Genomic DNA, 23,702 nt, shown 5'->3' with positions numbered 1-23,702 from the left:
GTCGGGACGGCTTCCTGCGTTCGGCCGGAGACGGCGTGACTGCGCTTTTGTCTCGTCAACCCGGCTTGACCACCTGAACCGCCGACTCATGTAAAGGAGTCTACGTCAGCGGGCAGCGGCGCAAGCCGGTGTTCGACGGCTAATTCCATCTAAAAATTTTGTTTAAAAATAATGGCTTGCAGGCTTTGTTCCGCGATGTGCAACGTGGGGCGGCATTGCGAAATGGCCGGTTTGTGCCACGCACCACGACTTTTTACGAAGCAATGGCTCATGCCGCATCGTGAAATATTGGCGTCTTGCGGGGAAGCGTTGCAGCGCGAAAGCAAAGTCATGCGGCTTGCCCTCGCCGTCCGCGATCAGAAAAGCAAACGGCGCAGAAAGCCGAGCATCACTCGATTGAATTGAGCCGGCCTCTGTAGCGGCGCGAAATGGCTCACGCCCGGCAGCAGAACGAACTCCGCATCTGGAATGCTCTGCGCGAGATAGTCGGCGTGTTCCCGCTTGATGAACTCGTCGTGCTCGCTCAGCACGACCGCGACGGGCACCTCGATCCGAGCCAGATCGTGAGCGCCGTAGTTAGGTTCGGTCTTCATCATCTCGCTGACCGCGCCGACGAATGCGTCGAAGTCGCGAGGCGTCGCGGAGAGTTGCGCATAGTCTCTGGCGTGCCGACTGAAGCAGCGATCGATCACCGGTGTCGGCACGAATTCCTTCGTGCCGCTCGGGTCCATGTTGCAGCCGAAGAAGAACACCCCCGCAACGCGTTCGGGAGCCGTGATGCCCAACACCATCGCGATGCAGGCGCCGTCGCTCCAGCCCACCATGGCGGCGCGCGCGATTTGCAGCGCATCCATGACGGCGAGTACGTCGGATGCCATCAACTCGTACTTGTAAGGCCGCGCGTCGCGCGTGCTGCGGCCGTGGCCGCGGCTGTCGACGACCACCACGCGATGTCCCGCGCCAAGCAGCGCCGGCACCTGGTAGCCCCAGTTGCCGCTGTGCCCGAGGCCGCCGTGCAGCAGAATCACCGGCGCGCCGACGCCATATGACGCGTACCAGATGCGCGCCCCTTCATGCTCGACGTAGCCATGATCGTTCGAGACGGGCAGCGGCGGCGCGCCGTGTGCTTCGAACTGTTCGAGGTTGTCGTCGTGGGATTCCGTGGTGGGTTCCATCGCTGTTGTCTCCGCTGCCGTTGGAGCCGCCAGATAATCGCGCGGAACGACTTATTGCCCGCCCGGCTTGCTCAACTCATGCGCGCGGCGCAGTCTTTCGCGGCTGTTGCTCAAATGCATGCGCATGGCGGCGCGCGCGTCGTCCGGGTCCTGACGTTCTATCGCCCGATAAATCATCTGATGCTCGTTGAGTACATTGCGCAGGTGCTCGATATGGTCGAGCTCCGCGATCTCCGCCGAGCCGAGCCGCGTGCGCGGACTCACGGACCGTCCGAGTTGACTGAGCACATCGAAGAAATAGCGATTGCCGCTGGCGCGCGCGATTTGCAGATGGAACTCGATGTCGTGCGCGAGCGTGTCGGTGCTGCCGCGCTCGAGTTCCGCTTCGAACCGCTCCAGCGCGCCGCGGATCTGCTTGAGATTCTGCTCGGTGCGGCGTGCCGCGGCGAGCGCCGCCGAGGCGGCCTCCACGTCGATACGGAATTCGATGATCGCCATCGCGTCCAGCATGTTGGACAGATCGGCGGTGGGCAACTGCATGGTTTTTTCCGCGGACGGCGCCAGCACGAATGTGCCGATGCCGTGACGCGTCTCCACCACCTTGGCCGCCTGGAGGCGCGAAATTGCCTCGCGGACCACGGAGCGGCTCACCGAGAGCTGCTTCATCATCGCGACTTCGGTGGGGATGCGGTCTCCCGGCCTCAGCGCGCCGCGGCGGATTTCATCGGAAAGGGTGGCCACCACCTTCTCAGTTAGGCTGCTCATTGCTGGGACTTGTTGGCTAATCGACTGGAAATGCGCAGGACGCGCGGGCGAGCGGCCTCATTGGACGGCTCAACGTCGCCATCATAACTGGGAACGACGCGTGCATCGCGACGCGGGTTCTCGGCCGGAAATGAGCCGAGGGGCTGCAAAGGCCCGGGGGCGGATGGTAGCAGAATCGCAAATGTCATCGGACGTCTTAGTTCGAGATGTTTTCCATTGTCGCGTGTCGCAACAGGGAGCCTTAGCCCATATGAAGGCAGGGTAAACACCGCATTGGAATCGTTGTATCGAAAATTGTAGACTGTCGTCGGACAACGTATCACAAATTCGGCGAGGCGCGATCCCACCAGGACACCCGCCGCGTGACGTGACATCAGGCCGCTTGACGGCCCCAATCGGAGACCACCCTTGACACCAGCTCTCACCACGACGAACCCGCTCGACTCCGCGGTCTCGAAGGTCAAGCGGCACGTGCTGCCGCTTTTCCTGATCATGTTCATCGCGAACTACATCGACCGCGTGAACATCGGCTTCGCGAACGCCCACATGCAGACCGATCTCGGCATTGGCGCGGCGGCCTATGGTTTGGGAAGCGGTTTGTTCTTCATCGGCTATGCGCTGTTCGAGGTGCCGTCGAACGTGTTGATGCAGAAGTACGGTGCGCGCGCATGGCTGACGCGCATCATGGGGACATGGGGGCTCGTCGCGGCCGGCATGGCCTTCGTATGGAACGACACGTCTTTCTACGTGCTGCGTTTCCTGCTCGGCGTCGCCGAGGCCGGCTTCTTCCCCGGCGTGGTTTTCTACTTCACGCAATGGCTTCCGCAAAAAGAGCGCGGCAAGGCCATCGCGGTGTTCCTTGGCGGCTCCGCGCTGGCGTCGGTGCTGTCGGGACCGATCACCGGCAGTCTGCTGTCCATTCGCGGACTCGGCCTGCACGGCTGGCAATGGATGTTCCTCATCGAAGGCGGTTTCTCGGTCGCGCTGTGCGCCGTGAGCTGGATGCTGCTGAAGTCGCGCATTCGCGACGCATCGTGGCTGACCGCTGACGAACAACACGCGCTCGAATCGTCGATCGCGGCGGAGCAAGCCGAGCGCGAGGCCGCCGGCAGCGCGCATCTTCCCGCGATAAAACTGTTGAAGGATCCGCAGATCCTGCTGTTCTGCTTCCTCTATTTCTCGATTCAATTGACCATTTACGCGGCCACGTTCTGGTTGCCGACGATCATTCGCAAGATGGGCGGGCTGTCCGATTTCCAGGTCGGGATGTTCAATGCGATTCCCTGGCTGATCGCGATGGTGGCGATGTACTGCTTTGCTATGTTGTCGGCGAAGTGGCGCTTTCAGCAGGCGTGGCTGGCGGTGGCGCTCGTCATCGCGGCATGCGGGTTGTTCGCGTCGACCTCGGGCAATCCGGTTCTCTCGTTCGTCGCGATCTGCTTCTCGGCAATCGGCTTCAAGGCGGCGGCTTCGCTCTTCTGGCCGATTCCACAGGGCTATCTCGATGCGCGCGTGGCCGCCGCGGTGATCGCGCTGATCAACTCGGTGGGTAATCTCGGCGGGTTTTTCGCGCCGGCCACGTTCGGTTATCTCCAGCAGCACACCGGCTCGATTACCGGCGGTCTTTATGCGTTGGGCGTGGCTTCGCTGATCGCGGCGGCAGCCGGTTTCCTGACGCGCAATCGGCGGGTCAATCGCGACGTGCTGCCGGAGGTTCTCCACAGCAAGGCGCATTGACTACCATGATCTTTGGAACCGCCGATCATGAAGCGCGCGCTTTCCTTTTCCCTCCGGCACGGGTGTTGAACGCGAAGGCGAACGCGAACGCGCGCCGCAATGATCCTCGCCCTGCCGCCCCACTCATTCAACCGCTTCCATTCTTATGCCAACGAACACAACTCAATTGAACGCCACACCCACGGTCACCGAATTGCGCGTCGTCCCCGTTGCCGGCCGTGACAGCATGTTGATGAATCTGAGCGGCGCGCATGGCCCGTTCTTCACGCGCAACATCGTCATTCTGCGCGACAGCGCCGGCCATACCGGCGTCGGCGAAGTGCCCGGCGGCGAGAGCATCCGCAAGACGATCGACGATGCACGTCCGTTCGTGGTCGGCCAGTCGATCGGCAATCTGCAAGCAATGTTGAACAAGGCGCGCACGCAGTTCGCCGACCGCGACGCGGGCGGGCGCGGCCTGCAAACCTTCGATCTGCGCACCACCATTCACGCGGTCACCGCGCTCGAAGCCGCGCTGCTCGACCTGCTCGGCCAGCATCTCGGCGTGCCGGTTGCGGCCCTGCTCGGCGAAGGCCAGCAACGCGACGAAGTGGAAATGCTCGGCTACCTGTTTTATATCGGCGATCGCAACAAGACCGATCTGCCGTACGCGAGTGGCGCTGAAGGGCGCGACGACTGGGAGCGCGTTCGCACCGAGGAAGCGATGACGCCCGAAGCGGTCGTGCGTCTCGCCGAGGCGGCGCAGGCGCGTTACGGCTTCAACGACTTCAAGCTGAAGGGCGGCGTGCTGCCCGGCGACGCCGAGATCGAAGCCGTGACGGCGCTCGCCGAACGCTTTCCCGATGCCCGCGTGACGCTCGATCCGAACGGTGCGTGGTCGCTGGCGGAAGCCATTCGCCTGTGCCGCGACAAGCACGACGTGCTCGCTTACGCGGAAGACCCATGCGGCGCGGAAAACGGCTACTCGGGCCGCGAAGTCATGGCGGAATTCCGTCGCGCGACCGGCTTGCCGACGGCCACCAACATGATCGCCACCGACTGGCGTCAGATGGGTCACGCAATCCAGTTGCAGTCCGTGGATATTCCGCTTGCCGACCCGCATTTCTGGACCATGCAGGGCTCGGTGCGCGTGGCGCAGATGTGCAACGACTGGGGTCTCACGTGGGGCTCGCATTCGAACAATCACTTCGACATTTCGCTCGCGATGTTCACGCACGTCGCGGCCGCGGCGCCCGGCAAGATCACCGCGATCGACACGCACTGGATCTGGCAGGACGGCCAGCGTCTGACGCGCGATCCGCTGCAAATCGTCGGCGGCAAGGTGAAGGTGCCGCAGGCGGCGGGACTCGGCGTCGAGATCGACATGGACGAGATCGAAAAGGCGCACGCGCTGTATCAGCAACACGGCCTGGGCGCGCGCGACGACGGCGTCGCCATGCAGTACCTGATTCCCAACTGGAAATTCGACAACAAGCGCCCCTGTCTCGTGCGCTGAGTCGCCGGCGATTTGAACGGCGGCGCTTATCTACGTTTGACCTTAATCACACCATGACCTCACCTCAAGAACTCAAAGCGATTGTTTCCGAAGGCCTGTTGTCTTTCCCCGTGACCGACTTCGATACGAACGGCGATTTCCGTGCCGACACCTATGCCGCGCGTCTCGAATGGCTCGCGCCTTATGGCGCTTCGGCGCTGTTCGTCGCGGGCGGCACGGGCGAATTCTTCTCGCTGACCAGGAGCGACTACACGAACGTGGTGCGCACCGCGACCGAAGTCTGCAAGGGCAAGGTGCCGATTCTTGCCGGCGCGGGCGGCCCGACGCGCGTGGCGATCGAATACGCGCGGGAAGCGGAGCGTCTGGGTGCGAACGGCATTCTGCTGATGCCGCACTACCTCACGGAAGCGTCCCAGGAGGGCATCGCCGCGCACGCCGAAGAAGTCTGCAAGTCCGTGCCGAACATGGGCGTGATCATCTACAACCGCGCGAACTCGAAACTGAACGCGGACATGCTCGAACGTCTCGCGGAGCGTTGCCCGAACCTGATCGGCTTCAAGGACGGCGTCGGTGAAATCGAAGCGATGGTGACGATCCGCCGCCGTCTGGGCGATCGCTTTTCCTATCTCGGCGGCCTGCCGACCGCGGAAGTCTATGCGGCGGCTTATAAGGCGCTGGGCGTGCCGGTGTATTCGTCGGCGGTATTCAACTTCATTCCGAAGACCGCGATGGAGTTCTATCGCGCGATTGCCGCGGACGATCACGCGACCACGTCGCGACTGCTGGATGAATTCTTCCTGCCGTACCTCGCGATCCGCAACCGCCGCGCGGGCTACGCGGTGAGTATCGTGAAGGCGGGCGCGAAGCTGGTGGGCCGCAGCGCCGGTCCGGTGCGCGCGCCGCTGACCGATCTGACCGAGGAAGAAATGGACAAGCTCGACGCCCTCATCAAGAAGCTCGGCGCGCAGTAAGCGGGCCGGTCGCTATCTCTGGACGCGCCGCGACGAAACGTCCGGCGCGCGTCACGCCGCCGCAATGGCGTCGCGTCGACCTGTCGTAGCGAGACGTGACCGCAAGCGCTTAGCCGCTCAACCGCAGCGGCCAGTCCATCACGCTCAACTCCGTCGAAACACGACGTGCGAGATCCGCTGCACGAGCAGCGCAGCGGCAAGCGCCGCGACGGCGGTGAGCCAAACGCCGATATGAATCGACTGCACCAGCGCATCGCGAGCCGTATCGATCAAGGCGAGCGTGTTGAGCCCCGAAGGCTTCATATCCGCGATCAGCTTCAGGCGCAGTTCCTCATCGATCAGAATACGCAGATCCACAAAACGCGGCAGCCATTGCGAGGTGGCCGGCTCGCCGAGCACGCTCATCGTGCGCGTGACCACGTTGCGGTAATGATGCGACACCACCGTCGCGACAATGCTCGTGCCCAACATGCCGCCCACCATTCGCGTGGACTGCAGCAGCGCGGTCGTGATGCCGAACCGCTCGCGCCCGGCAATCTCCTGCCCGAACACATTCAGATTGTTGAGGATGAAACCCAGACCGATGCCGACCGCCGCCATCGGCAATTCGAGCCACAGGTGCGGCGTGTCCGGATTGGCGAACGCCAACGCAACCGACGCGAACAGCAGCAACGCGAAGCCGATCGACAGAATGCGCGTGGGCTTCTTCATGTGAATGACGATGCGCGTATTCAGCAGACTGCCGAGCGCGATGCAGGCGGCAATCGGCGTGGCGAGCAAACCGGCCTGTTGCGGCGAGAGGCCGAAGCCGCCTTGCAGCAGCAGCGGCGCGAAGAAGATCAGCGAGAACATCACGAAGCCCGACAGCATGCCGAGCGTGAAGAGCGTGACCAGTTGGCCGTCCTTGAACAGGTCGAGCGGAATGATCGGATGCGTGGCGCGCTTCTCGCACACCAGCAATGCAATCGTGCCGACGATCACGCATGCCGCCAGCGTGAGATTGCCGGCGGTCAGGCCGTCTTTCGGCACCGCTTCGATGAAAGCCTGCAGGCCGCCCAACACGGCGGCGACGAGCGCCGCGCCGAGCCAGTCGATCTTGACCTCGCCTTCGTGCGGACGCCGGAAGCTCGGCAGATGCGCCCAGATGAAATAGAGCGCCGCGGCGCCCACCGGCAGATTGATCAGGAAGGTGGAGCGCCAGCCCCAGTGCTCGCTCATCCAGCCGCCGAGCGACGGCCCCGCCGCGGTGCCGATGCCATACGCGGCCGCCATCACCACCTGCCAGCGAACCCGCGCGCGCGGATCGGGAAAGAGATCCGGTATCGACGCGAACGCCGTGCCGACCATCATGCCGCCGCCGATGCCTTGCAGGCCGCGCGCGATCACCAGAAACAGCATGTCGTTGGCGACGCCGCAGAGCACCGACGCCACCGTGAACGTGATGACCGCGGCGATCACGAAACGCTTGCGGCCGAAGTAGTCGCCGAGCCGGCCGAATACCGGAACCGTCACCACCGACGCCAGCAGATAGGCGCTGGCGATCCACGCGTAGTACTCGAAGCCGTGCAGCTCGGCGACGATCGAGGGCAGCGCGGTGCTGACGACTGTTTGATCCAGTGCGACCAGCATATTGACGAGACCGATGCCGAGCATCGCGAAGAGGGCGTTTCGGAAAGGCAGGGCAGTCGCTGTTGGGTTCACGGATCGGGAGAATAGTTTTTCAGGGAAGACGCTGCGGGGCCAGGCTCGGCCCGCGGTCTCGACGACTCGCGTCTTCTTGTTGTCTGACTTCTTGACAACAATTATACGGGTTATCCCTTATCTGAAACTATTCAGTCTGAGGAAACAGACAACCGCGTTGCGCCAATGTGAAAAGCAACAACGCGGTGACCGCCGCGCCACCAACCCGCGCTTGGCCGTCGAGCGAACAGACCTGCTGCCTGCCTACGCGCCTCGCCTCGGCCGGCGAACGGCTCTCACCTTTCCGCTGCTTCCGCCGTCGCAGAAGAACCGGTCGCCGCCATCGGATTCGAGCCCCGAGATGCCCACGCCGGCCGGCATCTGAACCTTCTCCTCGACCTCGCCCGTGCGCGGATCGATTCGCCGCAATTCGCTCTCGTCGCCTTCCCACGTGCCGTGCCAAAGTTCTCCGTCGACCCACGTCACGCCCGTGACGAAACGGTTCGACTCGATCGTGCGAAGCACCGCCCCTGTCTCCGGATCGACCTGATGGATTTTGCGCTCGCGGTACTGCCCCACCCAGAGCGTTCCTTCGGCCCACGCAAGCCCCGAGTCACCGCCGCCGCCGGGCGCCGGGATCGTGGCGAGCACGCGGCCGGTCGCCGGATCGATTTTCTGGATGCGGCTCTCGGCGATCTGAAACAGATGCTCGCCGTCGAAGGCCGTTCCCGCATGCGCGGCGACCTCGAGCGAGCGCACCGTCTTGCCGCTCGCCGGGTCGAGGGCGTTCAGCTTGTCGCCGGTGGCAAACCATACGTGCTGACCGTCGTAAGTGACGCCATGCACGCTCTCTAGGCCCGGAAAGGGCCCGTATTCATTCACGATTTCAGCTGCGGATCGGTTCATGGTTTCATCCTCGTCGACGGTTGCGGGTGGTTCATGTGGCCATCCTAATCGCCCGGCAACGGAGCCGGGAGTAACAAGGTGGTCGTGAATCCCGGCATGGGCGGCGTGATCCAGCGACGCGCGCGCCCCTTTCCGAACGACTGCGCCTTGCCCGCCGCCGCGAGCGAATCGAGCGCCCGCTGCGCACTGCGCTGGCTGGCGCCGAGCGCCAACGCGAGTGCTGAACTCGACCACGATTCGCCGTCGGCGAGCAAGGCCAGCGTCGCCGCGTGCTTGTCCTCGACGGGCCGCGCCAGCACCACGACCTCGCGCGCGTGACGCGGCGCCAGCGCGAAGCCTCGCTTGGTCGCGCTTACGCCGGCCACCGGTCGAAGCAACGAGCGCAACCGCCCGAGTTCCACGCGCAAGCGCGCGCGATGTGATTCGTCGGCGAGCTTCGCCCTGAATGCGCGGGCGACGAGCGTGTCTCGCGACACGTCAGCCGGCCACGCTTCGGCGAGAGCCCGGGCAAGCACGAATAGCACCGGACGGCTTGCCAGCGAGATCACGGCGTCTTCATGGCGCACGACGTGACGGCATGCGTCCACGACGAGCGCTTTCGACGCCAGCAACGCTTCGACTTCATCGAGCAGCAGCGGCCGCTCTTCGCCATGCGCGAGCAGCCGCGCGGCCGGCGTGTTCAGCATGCGCGACGCGCTTTCCGCTTCCGCCGTCAGCGCGGGAATACCTGCGCGGTGCGCAGCCTGCACGGCGCGCGCGAGGGCGGCGCGCGCCGCCTGCGTGTGGATGCGCCGCATCGCGATCCCCGCCACGACCAGTTCGTGGGCGGCTCGCAACGCGGGCGGGAAGGGTTCGGGGTCGAGCGCGGCGAGCGCACGCTCGGCGTCGTCGAGACGGCCGATCAGTAGAAGGCGTCGCACGTCCAGATACCGCGCATGCGCGGCGTTCACGCGGTCGCCGTGCGCTTCGAGCGTGACGCGCGCCGCGTCCAGCGCTTTGGCGGGCCAGGCCAGGTCACGCGAAGCGAGCGCGATTTCGGCTTGCGCGACGACGCAGCGCGCACGCGATACCGGCTCCCTCGCGCCGAAGGCGCGCGCCGCGCTTCGCAATAGCGCCTTCGCTCGAACGAGATCGCCGAGCTGCGCCATCGCGATGCCTCGCAGCGCGAGCGCGGGTGCGTCGTCGCGCAAGGCAACCCGGTTCAGCGCGCCGAGCGGATCGCCTGCGGCGAGCGCGCGCGCCGCGGCCGTGACTAGCGAGTCCATGATTTATTCGAATCGCGCCACACTTGTCACTCCCCGTGTCCGAAGCCGGCGACTAATCTAGCACGACCCCAACCCGCATTTCGTGGCGAGCACCGCGCGAACGGCGAAGGACATCAAGGAGAGACGCATGACGACGAAACACATCACCGGGACACGAGACGAGTGGCTGGCCGCGCGGCTCGAATTGCTCGAAGCGGAAAAGGCGCTGACGCGGCAAAGCGATGAACTGGCGCGGCGGCGTCAGCAATTGCCGTGGGTGCGGATCGACAAGGCGTATCGCTTCGAGACCGATGAAGGCAGCGCCTCGCTGGCGGATCTCTTCAGAGGACGCTCGCAACTGCTGGTCTATCACTTCATGTTCGGGCCGGACTACAAGGCGGGATGTCCGTCGTGTTCGGCGATCGCGGACGGATTCGACGGCCTCGTCGTTCACCTCGCGAATCACGATGTCGCGCTTGCGGCCGTGTCGCGCGCGCCGCTCGCGAAGCTGCAGGCGTACAAAGAGCGAATGGGATGGACGTTTCCGTGGGCGTCGTCGCTCGGCAGCGACTTCAACTTCGACGTCAACGTTTCATTCACGGAGGCGCAGCAGCGCGAAGGCAGCGTCGAATACAACTATCAGCGCGGCGGCCATGCGATGGATGCGACGCCGGCCCCGGAGCCGGTCGTTCAGTTCGCGGCCACCTGCGGAACCGACGCCCCGACGTATTCGCGCGACCGGCCCGGCATGAGCGCGTTCGTGCTGGAGGATGGTGTCGTCTATCACACGTATTCCACTTATGCGCGCGGCCTGGACGGGCTGTGGGGCATGTATCAGTGGCTCGATCGCGCGCCGCTGGGGCGCAACGAGACGGGCGTGTGGTGGCGTGCTCGAAGCGAGGGTCTTGCCGCTGTACGGGAAGAGTTCATAAAGCGCGCTTCCAAACCCGCGCTTTTAACCCCCGCGTCTAAAACCGCTCGACCCTGAACGGCCGCGTGTCCACCAAGGTATCTTCGCCGGTCATCATCTCCGCGATCAACCGGCCCGTGACCGGACCCAACGTCAGCCCGTGGTGCGCATGGCCGAACGCGAACCACAAGTCCTTATGTTTTCGCGCGGGTCCGATTATCGGCATCATGTCGGGCGTGCAAGGGCGGCGCCCCATCCAGGCTTCGTCGTCGAGGCGCTTGTCCAACGGGAACAGCGTGCGCGCGACCGGCTCGACCGCGGCGAGTTGCGTCGGGGTCCTGGGCGCATCGCAGCGCGCGATTTCCGCGCCTGTGGTCAGGCGAATGCCTTTTGCCATCGGCGCGAGCAGGTAGCCCTTCTCGGCATCCAGCACCGGGTGATTCAAACGAGCCTGCCCACGCGGCGCATAGTGCATGTGATAGCCGCGCTTGACGCCAAGCGGCAGCCGGTAGCCGAGCCGCGAACTCACGCGATCCGACCACGGACCCAGCGCAACCACCGCCGACGAAGCCGCGATCGTGCCGTCGTTCGTGTCGACTTCCCAACCGTCGCGCAGCGAACTCGCATCGCCAATCAAAAACCGCCCGCCCAGCGACTCGAAATGCCTGGCGTACGCGGTGACGAGCGCATGCGGATCGCTCACCGAATCGGAGGCCGTATAGCGCAAGCCGCCGAGCAAGGTCGTGTCGAGATCGGGTTCCATCTGTTGCAGGCGGGCGGCGTCGAGCGATTCGAAATCGACGCCGTATTCCCGATGCCACTGTTCAGCGAGCCGCGTTTCCGCATCCCGCACGGCTTCGCTGCGAAACACCTTGATCCAGCCGCTTGGCCGCAATAACGCGCTTGCCCCGGCATCGGCCGCCAGCGCGCGGTGCTCGCTGACGCAGTGTTCGATCAGCGTCGAGTACGACTTCGCGATCGCGGCGTGCCGCGCCGGATGCGAATTGCGCCAGTATTGCCACAGGAACGGCGCGGCTTGCAGCATCGCGTCGGCATGGTAGCGAACATCCGGCGACCGATTGCGCGCATAGCGAAGCAAGCTGCCGAGTCCGCGAGGAAACGCATACGGATAGACGCCTTCGCGCTGGATCAACCCGGCGTTGCCGAACGAAGTCTCGTTGCCGGGCAGCTTGCGATCGACCAGCGCGACCTGGCGTCCGCGCTTCTGTAGATGCACGGCGACGCACACGCCCACGATGCCCGCGCCGAGTACCACGGTGTCGAATTTCATTCTCGTCATCAGCGAACTCACACGTTGCCGGTTATGCCGCGAGCGCCGTCACCGCGACTTCGACATCGCAACCGGGCTTCATCAGCAAGGCCTGCACGCAGGCGCGGGTCGGCGCATGACCTTGCGGCACCCACGCATCCCACACCGCGTTGAATTCGGCGAAGTGCTTCGGATCGCTCAACCAGATGTTCGCGGACACGAGCCGCGTGCGATCCACGCCCGCCGCTTCGAGCAACAGGTCGATCCGCGCGAGAACTTCGTTTGCCTGTTCGGTGATGGACACGTTCGCCGTGTCGGGCACCTGGCCGGCCAGATGAACGACGCCGTTGGCGATCACCACCTGGCTCATGCGCGCATTCGTTTGCAGACGTTTGATTTCGTTCGACATGGTTTTATACCGTTGAAACGCCGGCGCCTTGCGCGCCGGACTCGTTGAAAAGAGGCGGCGAAGTCACGATCGACTTCAGCGACGGATTCGGCTGCGCGAGCTTTGACAGATCCGGGCACGGGCGGCGCAGCACCGGCGACTGGTCGAAGACCTGCTCCATGGCGTGCGCGACGGCGAGCGTCTTGCGGTCGCCATGAAACGGTCCGACGATCTGCATGCTGAACGGCATGCCCGCCTGATCGACGCCGCACGGCAGCGACAGCGCCGGGTGCGTGGTCAACGTGACGACGTAGGTCAGCGCGAGCCAGCGGTAATAGTTGTCCTGCTCGCGCCCGCCGACCTGCGCCGCGTACAACTGCTGCCACGGAAACGGCGACACCGGCGTGGTCGGCGAGAGGATCACGTCGTATTGATCGAACGCGCTCTGGAAGCGCTTGAAGATGCGCGTCTGCTCGGCTTGCGCCCATGCGCTGTCCGCGAGACTCATGGCCGCGCCCAGTTCGTAGTTCGAGCGCGTGTTCGGGCCGAGCTGGTTCGGGTCGCGCGTGTAGGCCTCGTGCAGACCGGCGACGAAACTCTCGGCGCGGATCACGTCGAAGCAGCGGTGCACGTCGCCAAGATCGAAGCGCACTTCGTCGCAGGAACGGAACGACGGCGCGATCAGCGCGATGCGTTCGCGGAACAGTTGGCGGATCTCGTCGTCCACGTCGCAACTGCCGAAGTCTTCCGTCCAGCCGACCCGCAGCGCGCCGAGGTCGATGTTCTCCGGCATCGCGAAGCCAAGCGGATCGACCGGAAAGCTCAACGGATCGCCCGCGGACATGCCGGCTGTTGCCGCGAGTTGCAGGCACGCTTCGGCGACGCTGCGGCCCATCGGCCCGACCACCGAAATCGGCGTCCAGCCCACCAGCTTGCGCGAGTTCGGCACGAGTCCGGGCGTCGGACGAAAACCCACCACGCCGCATTTCGACGCGGGAATGCGCAGCGAGCCGCCGGTGTCCGAGCCGGTGCAAACCGGCAGCATGTCGCAAGCGAGCGCCGCCGCGGAGCCGCCCGACGAGCCGCCCGCATTCAACGCGGTATTGAACGGATTGCCGGTCGCGCCCCACACCGGGTTGCGCGTGTTCGCGCCCGCGCCGAGTTCCGGCACGTTGGTTTTGGCGGTGACGATCGCGCCGGCGGCGCGCAGCCGTTGCACGAGCACGGCGTCCTGTGTCGGCACGTTGCCGCGCGACATCGGCGAGCCGTAAGTCGTGAGCAGGCCGGCTGTGTTCTCAAGGTCTTTCACGCCGACCGGCAAACCGTGCAGGAGCCCAAGCGGCGCGCCGTCGAGCACCTGCTTTTCGGCGCGCTTCGCGGCTTGTCGGGCAGCGGGAAAGTCCGTCGCGGTGACCGCGTTCACCGCGGGATTGACCGCCTCGATGCGCTCGATGCAGGCTTCGAGCAACTCCACCGGCGAAATCTCTTTCGCGCCGATCATCCGGCGCAGTTCGACCGCGCTGCGGCCCACCAACTCATGGTTGTGACTCATTGCATCCTCGTTCATCGCATTCGATTCATTCGGCGAGCGCTTCGCCGGTACGGTCCCGCAGCCAGATCACCGGCACCAGCGAAATGACGCACGCGGCGGCGACGTACCAGGCCGGCGCGAGCGGATTGCCGGTCCGTGCGACCAGCCAGCTTGCAATAAAAGGCGAGAAGCCGCCGAAGAACGATGCGCTCACGACATACGTCAACGCAATGCCGGTCGCTCGCACATGCTTGGGAAACAGTTCGGGGATCATCACCAGCACCGGCACGATCTGCCCCGCGACGAACACCGCGAGCAGCCCCGAGACGACGCACAGCGCCGTGATCGACGGATGCGCGCTGAGAAACGCGAACGCGGGATAGACGAGCAGCAGCATGATGACACGCGATGTCACCAGCACGCGCTTGCGGCTGAAGCGGTCCGCGAGCATGCCGGCGAACGGCGCGGCGGCGAACAGCACGAGCGAGCTGACGATGCCCGACGTGACCGAAGCCGTGGGCGAAAGATGCAGCGAGCGCACCGCATGGCTCGGCAGAAAAAATGCGGTGATGTAGACGGACACCGAGCCGCCCAGTTCCGCGAAGGTGCCGAGGATCGTCAGCTTCAGATGCGTGGTCAGCGCCGCTTTCAACGCGCCGCGCGGCGCGGCCTCGCCGGGCTTGCGCTCGGCCAGCGTTTCCTCGAGCCGCTTGCGGATCAGCATGCCCGCGGGCGCGGCGACGATGCCGAGCAGAAACGGAATGCGCCAGCCCCAGTCGAGTACCGCCTGCTTCGGCAGCAAGCCGTTGACCAGCGTCGCGACCACCGCGCCGAGCACGAGCCCCGCCGCCGTGGCCGCGAAGTTCCAACTGGCGAAGAAGGCGCGCGTGCTGTCGGTTGCGTATTCCACCAGCAGCGTGGTGCCGGGGCCGAATTCGCCGCCGGCCGCGAAGCCCTGGATCAGACGCGCCGCGAGCACGATGAACGGCGCGACGAAGCCCGCCACCGCGTAAGTCGGCGCGAAGGCGATCATCGCGCAACTGAGCGCCATCAGCATGATGGTGAGCACCATCGCCTTCTTGCGGCCGGCGCGGTCCGCATAGGCGCCGATCACGATGCCGCCGAGCGGCCGCACCACGAAACCGACGCCGAACACGCCGATCGACAGCAGGAACTGATTGACCGGCGATGCGCCCGGAAAGAACAACTGGCCGATCTGGATCGCAAAGTAGCTGTAGATCGTGAAGTCGTAAAACTCCAGCGCGGTGCCGATCGTCGTGGCGGTGATGACGTGAGTTTTCGTCAGGCCGGACTTGCTGAGTGCGAGCGTGGACACAATGAGCTTCCCACAGGAAAAGGGTGGAATCGACGTGAGTTATCATATACGAGAAAAAATAAATTCTCGTATGCGAGAAAATTTCCGCGTGGAATCCAGCAAGATGGCCAAGGCAGTGATGAAACAACCGGACGCGAACGCGCATGAAGCGCCGCCCGCGCTCGACCACAAGCTGGTGGGCGGGCACTTGCGCCAGGCGCGCAAGGCGCGCGGCATGACGCTGAGCGAATTGTCGGAGCGCTCGGGCATTGCGGTGTCGACGATCTCGAAGGCCGAGCGCGGCGACATCGCGCTGACCTACGACAAATTCGCGGCGCTCGCGCATTCGCTCGAACTGGAGTTCGACGCGATTTTCGGGCGGCGCCGCAAGCAGGCGGGCGGCGCGATGAAGCCGTCGTTCACGCCCGCCGGCAAGCAGGAAATCTACGACACGCCGAACTACGAGTACGGCATGCTCGCCAACAACCTCACCGGCAAGCGAATGGTGCCGATGCGCGCGCATATTCACGCGCGCGCCGTGTCGGACTTTCCGGAGTACATCCGGCATTCGGGCGAGGAGTTCGTGTTTCTGCTGAGCGGCAAGCTGGAATTGCGCTTCGAAAACGGCAAGGCGTTCAAGCTGACGCCCGGCGACAGCCTGTACTTCGACAGCTCGGTCGGGCACATCTACCTGAGCCTCGGCAAGGAGGATGCGGAGGTGCTGGTGTGCTGCGTCGATACGGACGAGCATCGGCCGAAAGGCGCGATCTGACTGGCGGGACGAGAGCGGAACGAGAGCGGAACGAGAGCGGAACGAGGCCGGATCGGGGCGAACCGGCCGGATATGGCAGCGAGGCTGAAGCGCCTGGACGCATCCGCTATGCTAGCGATTCGGTCTACCTCAAGGAGCAAGTGATGACACAGGCACACGGTTCGATGATCACCTTCAGCCGCCCCGACGGCAAGCAGGTGCAGGGCTATCTCGCCAAGCCGACGAAGCTGGAGGGCGCGCCCGCCATCGTCGTGATTCAGGAGTGGTGGGGCTTGAACGACCAGATTCGCGGCGTGGCCGACCGGCTCGCGCAGGCCGGCTACCTCGCGCTGGTGCCCGATCTCTTTCGCGGCAAAACGACGGTGGAAGAAGAAGAGGCTCACCATCTGATGAGCGGCCTCGATTTCGGCGACGCCGCCAGTCAGGACGTGTACGGCGCCGTGCAGTATCTGAAGCAGCACGCGGCGAACGTCGGCGTGACCGGCTATTGCATGGGCGGTGCGCTCACGTTGCTCGCGCTATGCAATGTGCCGGATGTTTCGGCCGGCGTGGTGTGGTACGGCTTTCCGCCGCTCGAATACATCGACGCGTCGAAGATCAAGGCACCGGTCATGGGTCATTGGGCCACGCAAGACGAGGCTTTCTCCATTGAAACGGTCGACGCGTTGGAGAAAAAGCTGATCGAGGCCAAGGTCGACGTCGAGTTTCATCGCTATCTCGCGCGTCATGCGTTCGCGAACGAAACGGCGGTCGGGCCGGGCCGTATCGCCGTTACGCAATTCGATCCGGTCTGGTCGCAGCAGGCCTGGGATCGCACGCTGACTTTCTTCGGCCGCACGCTCTGGAAGTAAAGCGGCGCGCGAGCCGGTGCGCCGCTGGCCGCGTCGCTTTTGTCCGTTGGTCCCGTTGGTCCCTTCGTCCCTTTTGTAAGGCCGCCTCGTCGCAGCAAATACGAACAAGACGGAGCCTCACATGGCTGTAGCAATGCGAAACGCCGCTCTCGGGCTGCTGACGTGCTTCATGCTGGGCGCCTGTGTTCACGTGCAGGCCGGCGCCGGGTGCGGTAAGGGATGCAGCGACAAGACCCGGGGTCAATTGCTCGATCACCACGTCACCGCGAAGCTCAGCGCGGCGGCGTTTGCAAAATTGCTCGAAGCGAATCCGTCCGGCCGGCAACTCGCGCAGATCGCCGGCGCGCCCGTTTGCGGCGTCGAGGTCGTGTACTTCCGCTACCGGACCATCGGCGGCGCGGGCGAGCCCACCACGGCAAGCGGTGCGTTGATGATGCCGGAGGGGTCTTCCGCTGCGTGTGGCGGGCCGCGTCCGCTGATGCTCTATGCGCACGGCACCACCGCCTACCGAAACTACAACCTCGCCGACATTACGCAAACCGATCCGGGCAATCGAGGCGGCGCGGGCGAGGGCCTCGCCATTGCCGCCACCTACGCGGCGCACGGCTATATCGTGGTGGCGACGAATTATGCGGGCTACGCCGGCTCCGATCTGCCGTATCACCCTTATCTGAACGCCGATCAGCAATCCGCCGATGTGATCGACTCGCTTCGCGCGGCACGCCTCGCGATGAGCGATGCGAAACCGGCAAGCGGCGTGCGTCAGAACGGCAAGCTGTTCATCACCGGTTATTCGCAAGGCGGTTTCGTCGCGCTCGCGACGCACCGCGCGCTGCAAGCGGCCGGCGTCGAGGTGACGGCGTCCGCGCCGGGATCGGGGCCGTATGCGCTCGCCGCGATGGCCGACGCGCTGATCGAAGGCGACGTGAACCTGGGTTCGACGCTGTTCACGACACTGACCGTAACGGGCTACCAGCGCGCTTACGAGAATATCTACCGCACGCCCGGCGATTTCTTCGAAGCGGCTTACGCGCCGGACATCGACAATCTTCTGCCCACCACGCAACCGCTCGATACCTTATTCGCCCAGCGAAAACTGCCGTCCGCGCAGCTCTTCAGCCGTGTTCCTCCCGCGCCGCAGTTCGCCTCGATGACGCCGCCTGCTTCACCGCCGCTCACGCCGTCCGCGTTGACGCCCGTGTTCGCCGGCGGATTCGGCGACGCGAACCTCGTGCGCAACGCGTACCGTCTAGGCCTGTTGCAAGACGCCGCCGCCAATCCCGATGGCGCGTTCCCCAATGCGACAGCGGCCATGACGCCGGCAGCGAATCCGGCGCATCCGCTGCGTCGGGCATTCAAGCGCAACGACCTGCGCAACTGGTCGCCGCGTGCGCCGGTTCTGCTGTGCGGGGGCGAGGCGGACCCCACGGTGTTTTTCTTCAACGCACGCATCGAACAGGCGTACTGGCTGAACGCGAACGTGCCGGCCGGGCTCACTTCCGTACTGGACGTGGACTCGGCCGCCACCGGAGCCGACGATCCCTACGCGCCCGTCAAGCAGGGTTTCGCGAATGCAAAGGCGGCGCTCGCGAGCGAGGCTGTCGCCGGGGGCGCGACGGACGGCGGCGCATCCGCGGTGCTGCGCTCGTATCATGGTGGACTGGTCGCGTCGTTTTGCATGATTGCCGCGCGGGCGTTCTTCGCGAAGTTTTGAACGGGCGCGGTGCTTCAACAGCGCATCGGATTTCAGCCGCGCGTTTCGCCGGGCCTATGACATGTCGCCGAGCGATTTCCGGCATCTCACGCGATAGAACATGCAGCGGAAAACCCTGTGTTTCAAGAACGAGGCGATCATGACCAGCATGAACGAGCAGAATGATTTCATCGTGCGCACGATGTCGGCGCACGAGGTTGCATTAGCGGTCGAATGGGCGGCGCTCGAAGGATGGAACCCCGGCCTGCACGATGCCGAATGCTTTCGCGCGGCCGATCCGCAGGGTTTTTTCATCGGCGAGTGGCGTGGGGAGCCGGTCGCGTGCATCTCCGCGGTCGCCTACGGCGAGGACTTCGGGTTCATCGGGCTCTATATCGTGAAGCCGGAGTGTCGCGGCAAGGGCTTCGGCATGCGCATCTGGCGCCACGGCATGGACTACTTGCGCAATCGCAACGTCGGTCTCGACGGCGTTGTCGCTCAGCAGGCGAATTACGGCAAGTCCGGTTTTCGGCTGGCGTATCGGAACATCCGCTTTCAGGGCGTCGCGCAAAAGATCGACCAGCGCGCGGCGACGCGTTCGACTCTGCTGAATGCTTCGGCGCTGCCCTTCGAGCGGCTGCTCGATTACGATCGACAGTGCTTTCCCGCCACGCGTGAGCGTTTTCTCGCGGCATGGCTTGCGCAACCCGATGCGACTGCATGGGTTGCAATGCAAGCAGGCGAGATTGCGGGCTACGGTGTCATGCGCCGTTGCCGGACAGGCTGCAAGATCGGCCCGCTCTTCGCCGATAGCGACGACATAGCAGGCGATCTGTTCGACGCGCTGGCGGCGCGCATGCCGGGTGAGGCGATTTTTCTCGACGTACCCGAGACCAACCCGGCGGCGCTCGCGCTGGCCGAACGGCGCGGCATGACGAGCGTGTTCGAAACCGCGCGGATGTATACGCGGCAAGCTCCGGCGCTATCCATTGAACGCGTATTCGGCGTGACTTCGTTCGAACTCGGATGATCGGCGCGCGGCGGTTCGTTTGGATTTGCGTTGCCGTCGGCGGCCTATCACATGGTCTCAAACGAACCGCGGACGGCAAGCGCATGACGCTGTGCGCGGTTCTACGCCGCGATCCACGCTATTGCCATTTCGTGCCGAGATTCTCCAGCCCGGATTTCATGAGATCGGCTGACAGCATCGCGATCCGCAACTCGCAGTCGGCGTTGAATTTCAGAAACCACGGTTCCGCGAATGCCGGAATCTGCGATGCGTCGTCGACGTTCACCACGAGCACCGCGCCGCGTGCGCCGTTCTGTTCGGTGAAATAGGCGGCCTCCGGTTTTGCGTCCTCGAGTATTCTCGCCAGCACCTCGCCGGCGGTGCCGTCGCGCACCATCGTGTTGAACGGTTCGTGCGGAATTCGTATGTTCAGAAGCATGCGCATGTCATCCTCCTTGTGGATGCCCAAAAGGGCTTCTTAAGGATAGAGGCTTTATACGCTGCTGGCGGCGGCGATGGCCGAGGCTGTCTTTGTGTTGTCGGGTGCTCGATGATTCATCGCAACGGCCCCGCCGCGCGTGGTCAGTTTCCGAACAACGAGGCCTGGGTTCCGCGACCCGGCGCCGGGCGCGCGGGTTTCTTCGGCGCGTGTTCCGCTTGCGGTGTTTGCGGTGCGTGGCGATTGCCTTCCACGGCCTCCGCGTTAGCCGCCGCTTCCAGCGAAGTCTGCCCGGCTTCGAGCGACAGCAGCAGCATCTTGTTCGACAATCCGCCGGCGAAGCCGGTCAACTCGCCGGACGCGCCGATCACGCGATGGCACGGCGCGATGATGGAAATCGGATTCCTGCCGTTCGCCGCGCCGACGGCGCGCACCGCGTTGAGGTTGCCGACCTGCAGTGCGATTTCGGTGTAGCTGCGCGTCTGGCCGAACGGGATGGTCAACAGCGCCTCCCATACTTTCTTCTGGAAGTCGGTTCCCTGAAAGTCGAGCGCGAGGTCGAACTTCCGCCGCGTGCCGGCAAAGTACTCGTTCAATTGACGCTCGGTGTCGATCAGGATCGGGCGGTCGTTCGCTTCGATCATCGCGCCGAGACGCACGCGGTTCGGCTTGTCGTTCTCCCACAAAATGGCGGTCAACCGCTCGCCGCTGGCGACGAGTTTCAACTGGCCGACGGGCGAGTCCATCAACTTGAATGCGTAGGTCACTGCGTGCTCCGAATATTGCCGTTCAATTCTTGCGACCGCCGCGCATCTGCTCCACGCGCGGCGCATTTGTCCGTTCATTGGCCGATTATGCGCGAAAAGCCTTGTCGATTCCGCACGTCGGTTCTTGCGCCGGCCGCGACTCAGTAGAATTGACAGCTTCGCTACGACACGCAGCGGCAACCGGACATCTCTTCCACGACTTTGAACACGACACTCGAACAACTGCGGGCCGGACAACTGGCGGGCACGCGTCACCTGAAACTAGCGTGCGGACTCAGCGAATTTCCACGCGAGATTTTCGATCTGGCCGACACGCTGGAAGTTCTCGACTTGTCGGGCAATGCGCTCACCACGCTGCCCGACGATTTGCCGCGACTCGCCAGGTTGCGCATTCTCTTCGCCTCCGACAACCCGTTCACCGAGTTGCCCGAAGTGCTGGGCCAGTGCTCGCAATTGAGCATGGTCGGCTTCAAGGCGAACCGCATTCGCCAGGTGTCGGGCAAGGCGCTTGCGCCGCAACTGCGTTGGCTGATCCTCACCGACAACGAGATCGATGCGCTGCCGCCCGAAATCGGCGGCTGTGCGCGGTTGCAGAAGCTGATGCTGGCCGGCAACCGGCTGCGCGCGCTTCCCGATGAACTGGCCGCCTGCACGCGGCTCGAACTGCTGCGTCTCGCGGCGAATCGACTCGACGGACTGCCGGCGTGGCTATTGCGTCTGCCGCGGCTGTCGTGGCTGGCGTATGCCGGCAATCCGTTCAGCGAAGCGCTGGAGACGGCGGCGTTGAGCGACACGCCGATCGCCGATATTCAATGGGACGCGTTGAAACTCGAACAGCAATTGGGCGAGGGTGCGTCGGGCGTGATCTATCGTGCGGCGCTTCTCGATCAGGAAAGCGGCGCGCCGCGGCCGGTCGCGGTCAAACTCTTCAAGGGCGCGGTGACGAGCGATGGTTTGCCCGACTGCGAGATGGCCGCCTGCATTCGCGCGGGCGATCATCCCAACCTGATTCCGGTAGCGGGAAAAGTGCAAGACCATCCGGCCGGCTCGCATGGTCTGGTGATGGAATTGATCGATCCGCGCTTCGGCAATCTCGCCGGTCCTCCGAGCCTTGATTCATGCACACGCGACATTTATGGCGCGCACACACGCTTCGACCTCGCCTGCGCATGGGGCATCGCATACGGCATCGCGTCGGCGGCGAGTCATTTGCATGCGCGCGGCGTGATGCACGGCGATCTGTACGCGCACAATATTCTGCACGGCGGGCAGGGGCGCGCGCTGCTGGGCGATTTCGGCGCGGCATCGTTTTATGCCGCCGACGATCGCGCCGGCGGCGTCGCGCTTCAGCGCCTGGAAGTGCGGGCGTATGGTTGCCTGCTCGAAGAACTGATCGACCGCTGCGACTGGCGAGATGCGCAGGCGCACGCCGCAACGAAGCTGATCGAACTGAAGGACAATTGCCTGAGCGAAGATATCGACAGCCGCCCGTTGTTCGATGAAATCGCTTCCGCCTTGCTGGCGCTGCAAGTTCAATGATGAGCGGAACGCCGCGGCGTGGCGGACAGTTAAAGCCGCTTTCGCCCCTATGCAAAACGGCCGTTCACCGGCTGTGCCGACGAGGAGAGAAGCCATGATGCAGAGAATGCGCCGCCGCGTGGTGTTTGCCGGCGCGCTGGCTGCCGCCGGCGTGACTGGCGCGGCGCGTGTCGGCGCGGTTCCGGGCGGCAAGGCCAACCTCGCGCTCGTGCTGAAGTCGCTCGCCGATCCGTTCACCGTGGCAATGGAGCAGGCCGCGCGTAACTACCAGCAGCATTTCGCTTCGCAGTTCAGCTTGACCGTGCGGGGCACGGCAACCGAGACCGACACGTCCGCGCAGGTTCAAATGGTGGAGGAGATGATCAAGGCCAGGATGAGCGCGATCGTCATCGCGCCGACCCACTCGAAGGCGTTGACGTCGGTCGTCGCGCGGGGAATCAGGGCGGGCATCATCATGGTCACGATCGACAATCCGCTCGACGACGCGTCGCAGCAGGCAGCCGGCATTTCCGTGCCGTTCGTCGGCCCGAACAATCGCAAGGGCGCGATGCTGGTGGGAAACTATCTGGCAAGGCGGCTCGCGGCGGGCGATCAGGTCGGCATCATCGAGGGCAGTTCGGCGGATCGCAATGCGCAGCAACGCACGGCCGGCTACAACGATGCGATGCGAGCGGCAGGCGTGAACGTCGTCGCCGTCGAGACCGGCGAGTGGGAATACGGCAAGGGACGGGACGCCGCGTCGAAAATGCTCGGCGCCTATCCGCGCATGCGCGGCCTCTTGTGCGGCAACGACAACATGGCGATGGGCGCGGCCGACGCCGTTCGCGACGCCGGCAGAACCGGCAGCGTTTATGTCACCGGCTATAACGACATCGCGGCGATCAAGCCGCTGATTGCCGACGGCCGCGTACTCGCGACGGTCAATCAGTTTGCCGACAGGCAGGCGGTGTTCGGCATCGACGTGGCGTTGAAGGCGGTGACCGAACTGAAGAAGCAGAGCGAGTTGTCGAGGACGATCGAAACACCGCTGCAACTCGTCACCGCCGCGAATCGCGAAACGCCTCGGCAATCCCTGCCCGGCACTAGCGGCGCAGATTGACATGCGTATGAATAAATCCATTCTTTTCGTATGAAAAAACGTGACTAGGGAAAACAACTATTCTTTCTACAATCGCCGTCACGTACTTTGAGACTGCTGGTAAATCCCATATAGCGGAGCCCGAACGCGGCTGTTTCCGCATCCTC

20 protein-coding genes and 1 pseudogene are annotated in these 23,702 nt (G+C 64.3%); 10 read left to right on the top strand and 11 right to left on the bottom strand.

The genetic code is table 11. From position 1 onward, the window contains the following. Nucleotides 1–356 precede the first annotated feature (356 nt). Both CUJ90_RS22550 and CUJ90_RS22545 read right to left on the bottom strand, forming a co-directional pair. The gene (locus tag CUJ90_RS22550) at nt 357–1,175 is read right to left on the bottom strand and encodes an alpha/beta fold hydrolase (RefSeq protein ID WP_114163967.1); all 819 of its coding nucleotides are present in this window, start codon (nt 1,173–1,175) and stop codon (nt 357–359) included. Nucleotides 1,176–1,226: 51 nt separating this feature from the next. Next, on the bottom strand, nt 1,227–1,940 hold the full coding sequence (locus CUJ90_RS22545; protein WP_073428690.1) for a FadR/GntR family transcriptional regulator: 714 nt from the start codon (nt 1,938–1,940) through the stop codon (nt 1,227–1,229). Nucleotides 1,941–2,348: 408 nt separating this feature from the next. On the opposite strand from CUJ90_RS22545, the gene CUJ90_RS22540 reads away from it, so the two are divergent. The 3 genes from CUJ90_RS22540 (at nt 2,349) to kdgD (ending at nt 6,143) form a co-directional block, all read left to right on the top strand. Further along, the gene (locus CUJ90_RS22540) at nt 2,349–3,677 is read left to right on the top strand and encodes an MFS transporter (RefSeq protein ID WP_073428689.1); all 1,329 of its coding nucleotides are present in this window, start codon (nt 2,349–2,351) and stop codon (nt 3,675–3,677) included. 145 nt (nt 3,678–3,822) lie between these two features. Further along, nucleotides 3,823–5,172 carry a glucarate dehydratase gene (gene gudD, locus CUJ90_RS22535; RefSeq protein WP_083082238.1) on the top strand — a complete coding sequence of 450 codons (1,350 nt, stop codon included), beginning with the start codon at nt 3,823–3,825 and terminating at the stop codon, nt 5,170–5,172. A gap of 53 nt (nt 5,173–5,225) precedes the next feature. Then, nucleotides 5,226–6,143: a 5-dehydro-4-deoxyglucarate dehydratase gene (gene kdgD / locus CUJ90_RS22530; protein ID WP_114163966.1), complete on the top strand. Its 918-nt coding sequence runs from the start codon at nt 5,226–5,228 to the stop codon at nt 6,141–6,143. Nucleotides 6,144–6,287: 144 nt separating this feature from the next. Here kdgD and CUJ90_RS22525 read toward each other — a convergent pair whose 3' ends face one another. From CUJ90_RS22525 to CUJ90_RS22515, 3 genes are all read right to left on the bottom strand, one after another. After that, nucleotides 6,288–7,796, bottom strand: a complete 1,509-nt coding sequence (locus CUJ90_RS22525) for an MFS transporter (RefSeq protein ID WP_073428686.1) — start codon at nt 7,794–7,796, stop codon at nt 6,288–6,290. A 291-nt stretch (nt 7,797–8,087) separates the two neighbouring features. Further along, entirely contained in the window at nt 8,088–8,729 is a 642-nt protein-coding gene (locus CUJ90_RS22520) for a Vgb family protein (RefSeq protein ID WP_114163965.1), read from the bottom strand. A gap of 44 nt (nt 8,730–8,773) precedes the next feature. Then, the gene (locus CUJ90_RS22515; protein WP_073428684.1) at nt 8,774–9,994 is read right to left on the bottom strand and encodes a helix-turn-helix domain-containing protein; all 1,221 of its coding nucleotides are present in this window, start codon (nt 9,992–9,994) and stop codon (nt 8,774–8,776) included. A 127-nt stretch (nt 9,995–10,121) separates the two neighbouring features. Here CUJ90_RS22515 and CUJ90_RS22510 point away from each other — a divergent pair. Then, nucleotides 10,122–10,874 (top strand): annotated as a pseudogene (locus CUJ90_RS22510) (DUF899 domain-containing protein); the annotation flags it as partial. A gap of 67 nt (nt 10,875–10,941) precedes the next feature. On the opposite strand, the gene CUJ90_RS22505 reads toward CUJ90_RS22510, so the two are convergent. The 4 genes from CUJ90_RS22505 to CUJ90_RS22490 are packed head-to-tail and all read right to left on the bottom strand — an operon-like array spanning nt 10,942 to nt 15,408. Next, complete coding sequence (locus tag CUJ90_RS22505) at nt 10,942–12,174, bottom strand: NAD(P)/FAD-dependent oxidoreductase (RefSeq protein ID WP_073428682.1); 1,233 nt, start codon at nt 12,172–12,174, stop codon at nt 10,942–10,944. 31 nt (nt 12,175–12,205) lie between these two features. Then, nucleotides 12,206–12,562, bottom strand: coding sequence for a RidA family protein (locus CUJ90_RS22500; protein ID WP_073428681.1), 357 nt, complete (start codon nt 12,560–12,562; stop codon nt 12,206–12,208). 4 nt (nt 12,563–12,566) lie between these two features. After that, nucleotides 12,567–14,093, bottom strand: a complete 1,527-nt coding sequence (locus CUJ90_RS22495) for an amidase (protein WP_073428816.1) — start codon at nt 14,091–14,093, stop codon at nt 12,567–12,569. A 25-nt stretch (nt 14,094–14,118) separates the two neighbouring features. Then, nucleotides 14,119–15,408 carry an MFS transporter gene (locus CUJ90_RS22490; RefSeq protein ID WP_073428680.1) on the bottom strand — a complete coding sequence of 430 codons (1,290 nt, stop codon included), beginning with the start codon at nt 15,406–15,408 and terminating at the stop codon, nt 14,119–14,121. Nucleotides 15,409–15,511: 103 nt separating this feature from the next. On the opposite strand from CUJ90_RS22490, the gene CUJ90_RS22485 reads away from it, so the two are divergent. The 4 genes from CUJ90_RS22485 to CUJ90_RS22465 all read left to right on the top strand — a co-directional run bounded on the left by CUJ90_RS22485 (nt 15,512) and on the right by CUJ90_RS22465 (nt 19,733). Beyond that, nucleotides 15,512–16,159 (top strand): helix-turn-helix domain-containing protein, encoded by a 648-nt coding sequence (locus CUJ90_RS22485; protein ID WP_073428815.1) that lies wholly within the window; start codon nt 15,512–15,514, stop codon nt 16,157–16,159. Nucleotides 16,160–16,302: 143 nt separating this feature from the next. After that, complete coding sequence (locus CUJ90_RS22480) at nt 16,303–17,010, top strand: dienelactone hydrolase family protein (RefSeq protein WP_114163964.1); 708 nt, start codon at nt 16,303–16,305, stop codon at nt 17,008–17,010. Nucleotides 17,011–17,131: 121 nt separating this feature from the next. After that, nucleotides 17,132–18,724 carry an alpha/beta hydrolase gene (locus CUJ90_RS22475; protein WP_114163963.1) on the top strand — a complete coding sequence of 531 codons (1,593 nt, stop codon included), beginning with the start codon at nt 17,132–17,134 and terminating at the stop codon, nt 18,722–18,724. A gap of 148 nt (nt 18,725–18,872) precedes the next feature. Further along, nucleotides 18,873–19,733, top strand: a complete 861-nt coding sequence (locus tag CUJ90_RS22465; protein WP_114164679.1) for a GNAT family N-acetyltransferase — start codon at nt 18,873–18,875, stop codon at nt 19,731–19,733. Nucleotides 19,734–19,851: 118 nt separating this feature from the next. Here the strand turns inward: CUJ90_RS22465 and CUJ90_RS22460 are convergent, their stop codons facing one another. Both CUJ90_RS22460 and CUJ90_RS22455 read right to left on the bottom strand, forming a co-directional pair. Next, nucleotides 19,852–20,157, bottom strand: a complete 306-nt coding sequence (locus CUJ90_RS22460; protein ID WP_073428677.1) for a panthothenate synthetase — start codon at nt 20,155–20,157, stop codon at nt 19,852–19,854. A gap of 137 nt (nt 20,158–20,294) precedes the next feature. Then, nucleotides 20,295–20,918, bottom strand: a complete 624-nt coding sequence (locus CUJ90_RS22455) for a methylated-DNA--[protein]-cysteine S-methyltransferase (protein WP_114164678.1) — start codon at nt 20,916–20,918, stop codon at nt 20,295–20,297. Between the two features lie 201 nt (nt 20,919–21,119). Between CUJ90_RS22455 and CUJ90_RS22450 the strand changes: the two genes are divergently transcribed. Then, the gene (locus CUJ90_RS22450) at nt 21,120–22,457 is read left to right on the top strand and encodes a leucine-rich repeat-containing protein kinase family protein (protein WP_073428676.1); all 1,338 of its coding nucleotides are present in this window, start codon (nt 21,120–21,122) and stop codon (nt 22,455–22,457) included. Nucleotides 22,458–22,551: 94 nt separating this feature from the next. Continuing rightward, complete coding sequence (locus tag CUJ90_RS22445; protein ID WP_073428675.1) at nt 22,552–23,556, top strand: substrate-binding domain-containing protein; 1,005 nt, start codon at nt 22,552–22,554, stop codon at nt 23,554–23,556. Nucleotides 23,557–23,702: the final 146 nt, after the last annotated feature.

It is taken from the genome of Paraburkholderia terricola (assembly GCF_003330825.1).
GTDB lineage: Bacteria > Pseudomonadota > Gammaproteobacteria > Burkholderiales > Burkholderiaceae > Paraburkholderia > Paraburkholderia terricola.
The sequence above is the reverse complement of the archived record's forward strand: the minus strand, read 5'-3'. Positions and strand labels throughout refer to the sequence as shown.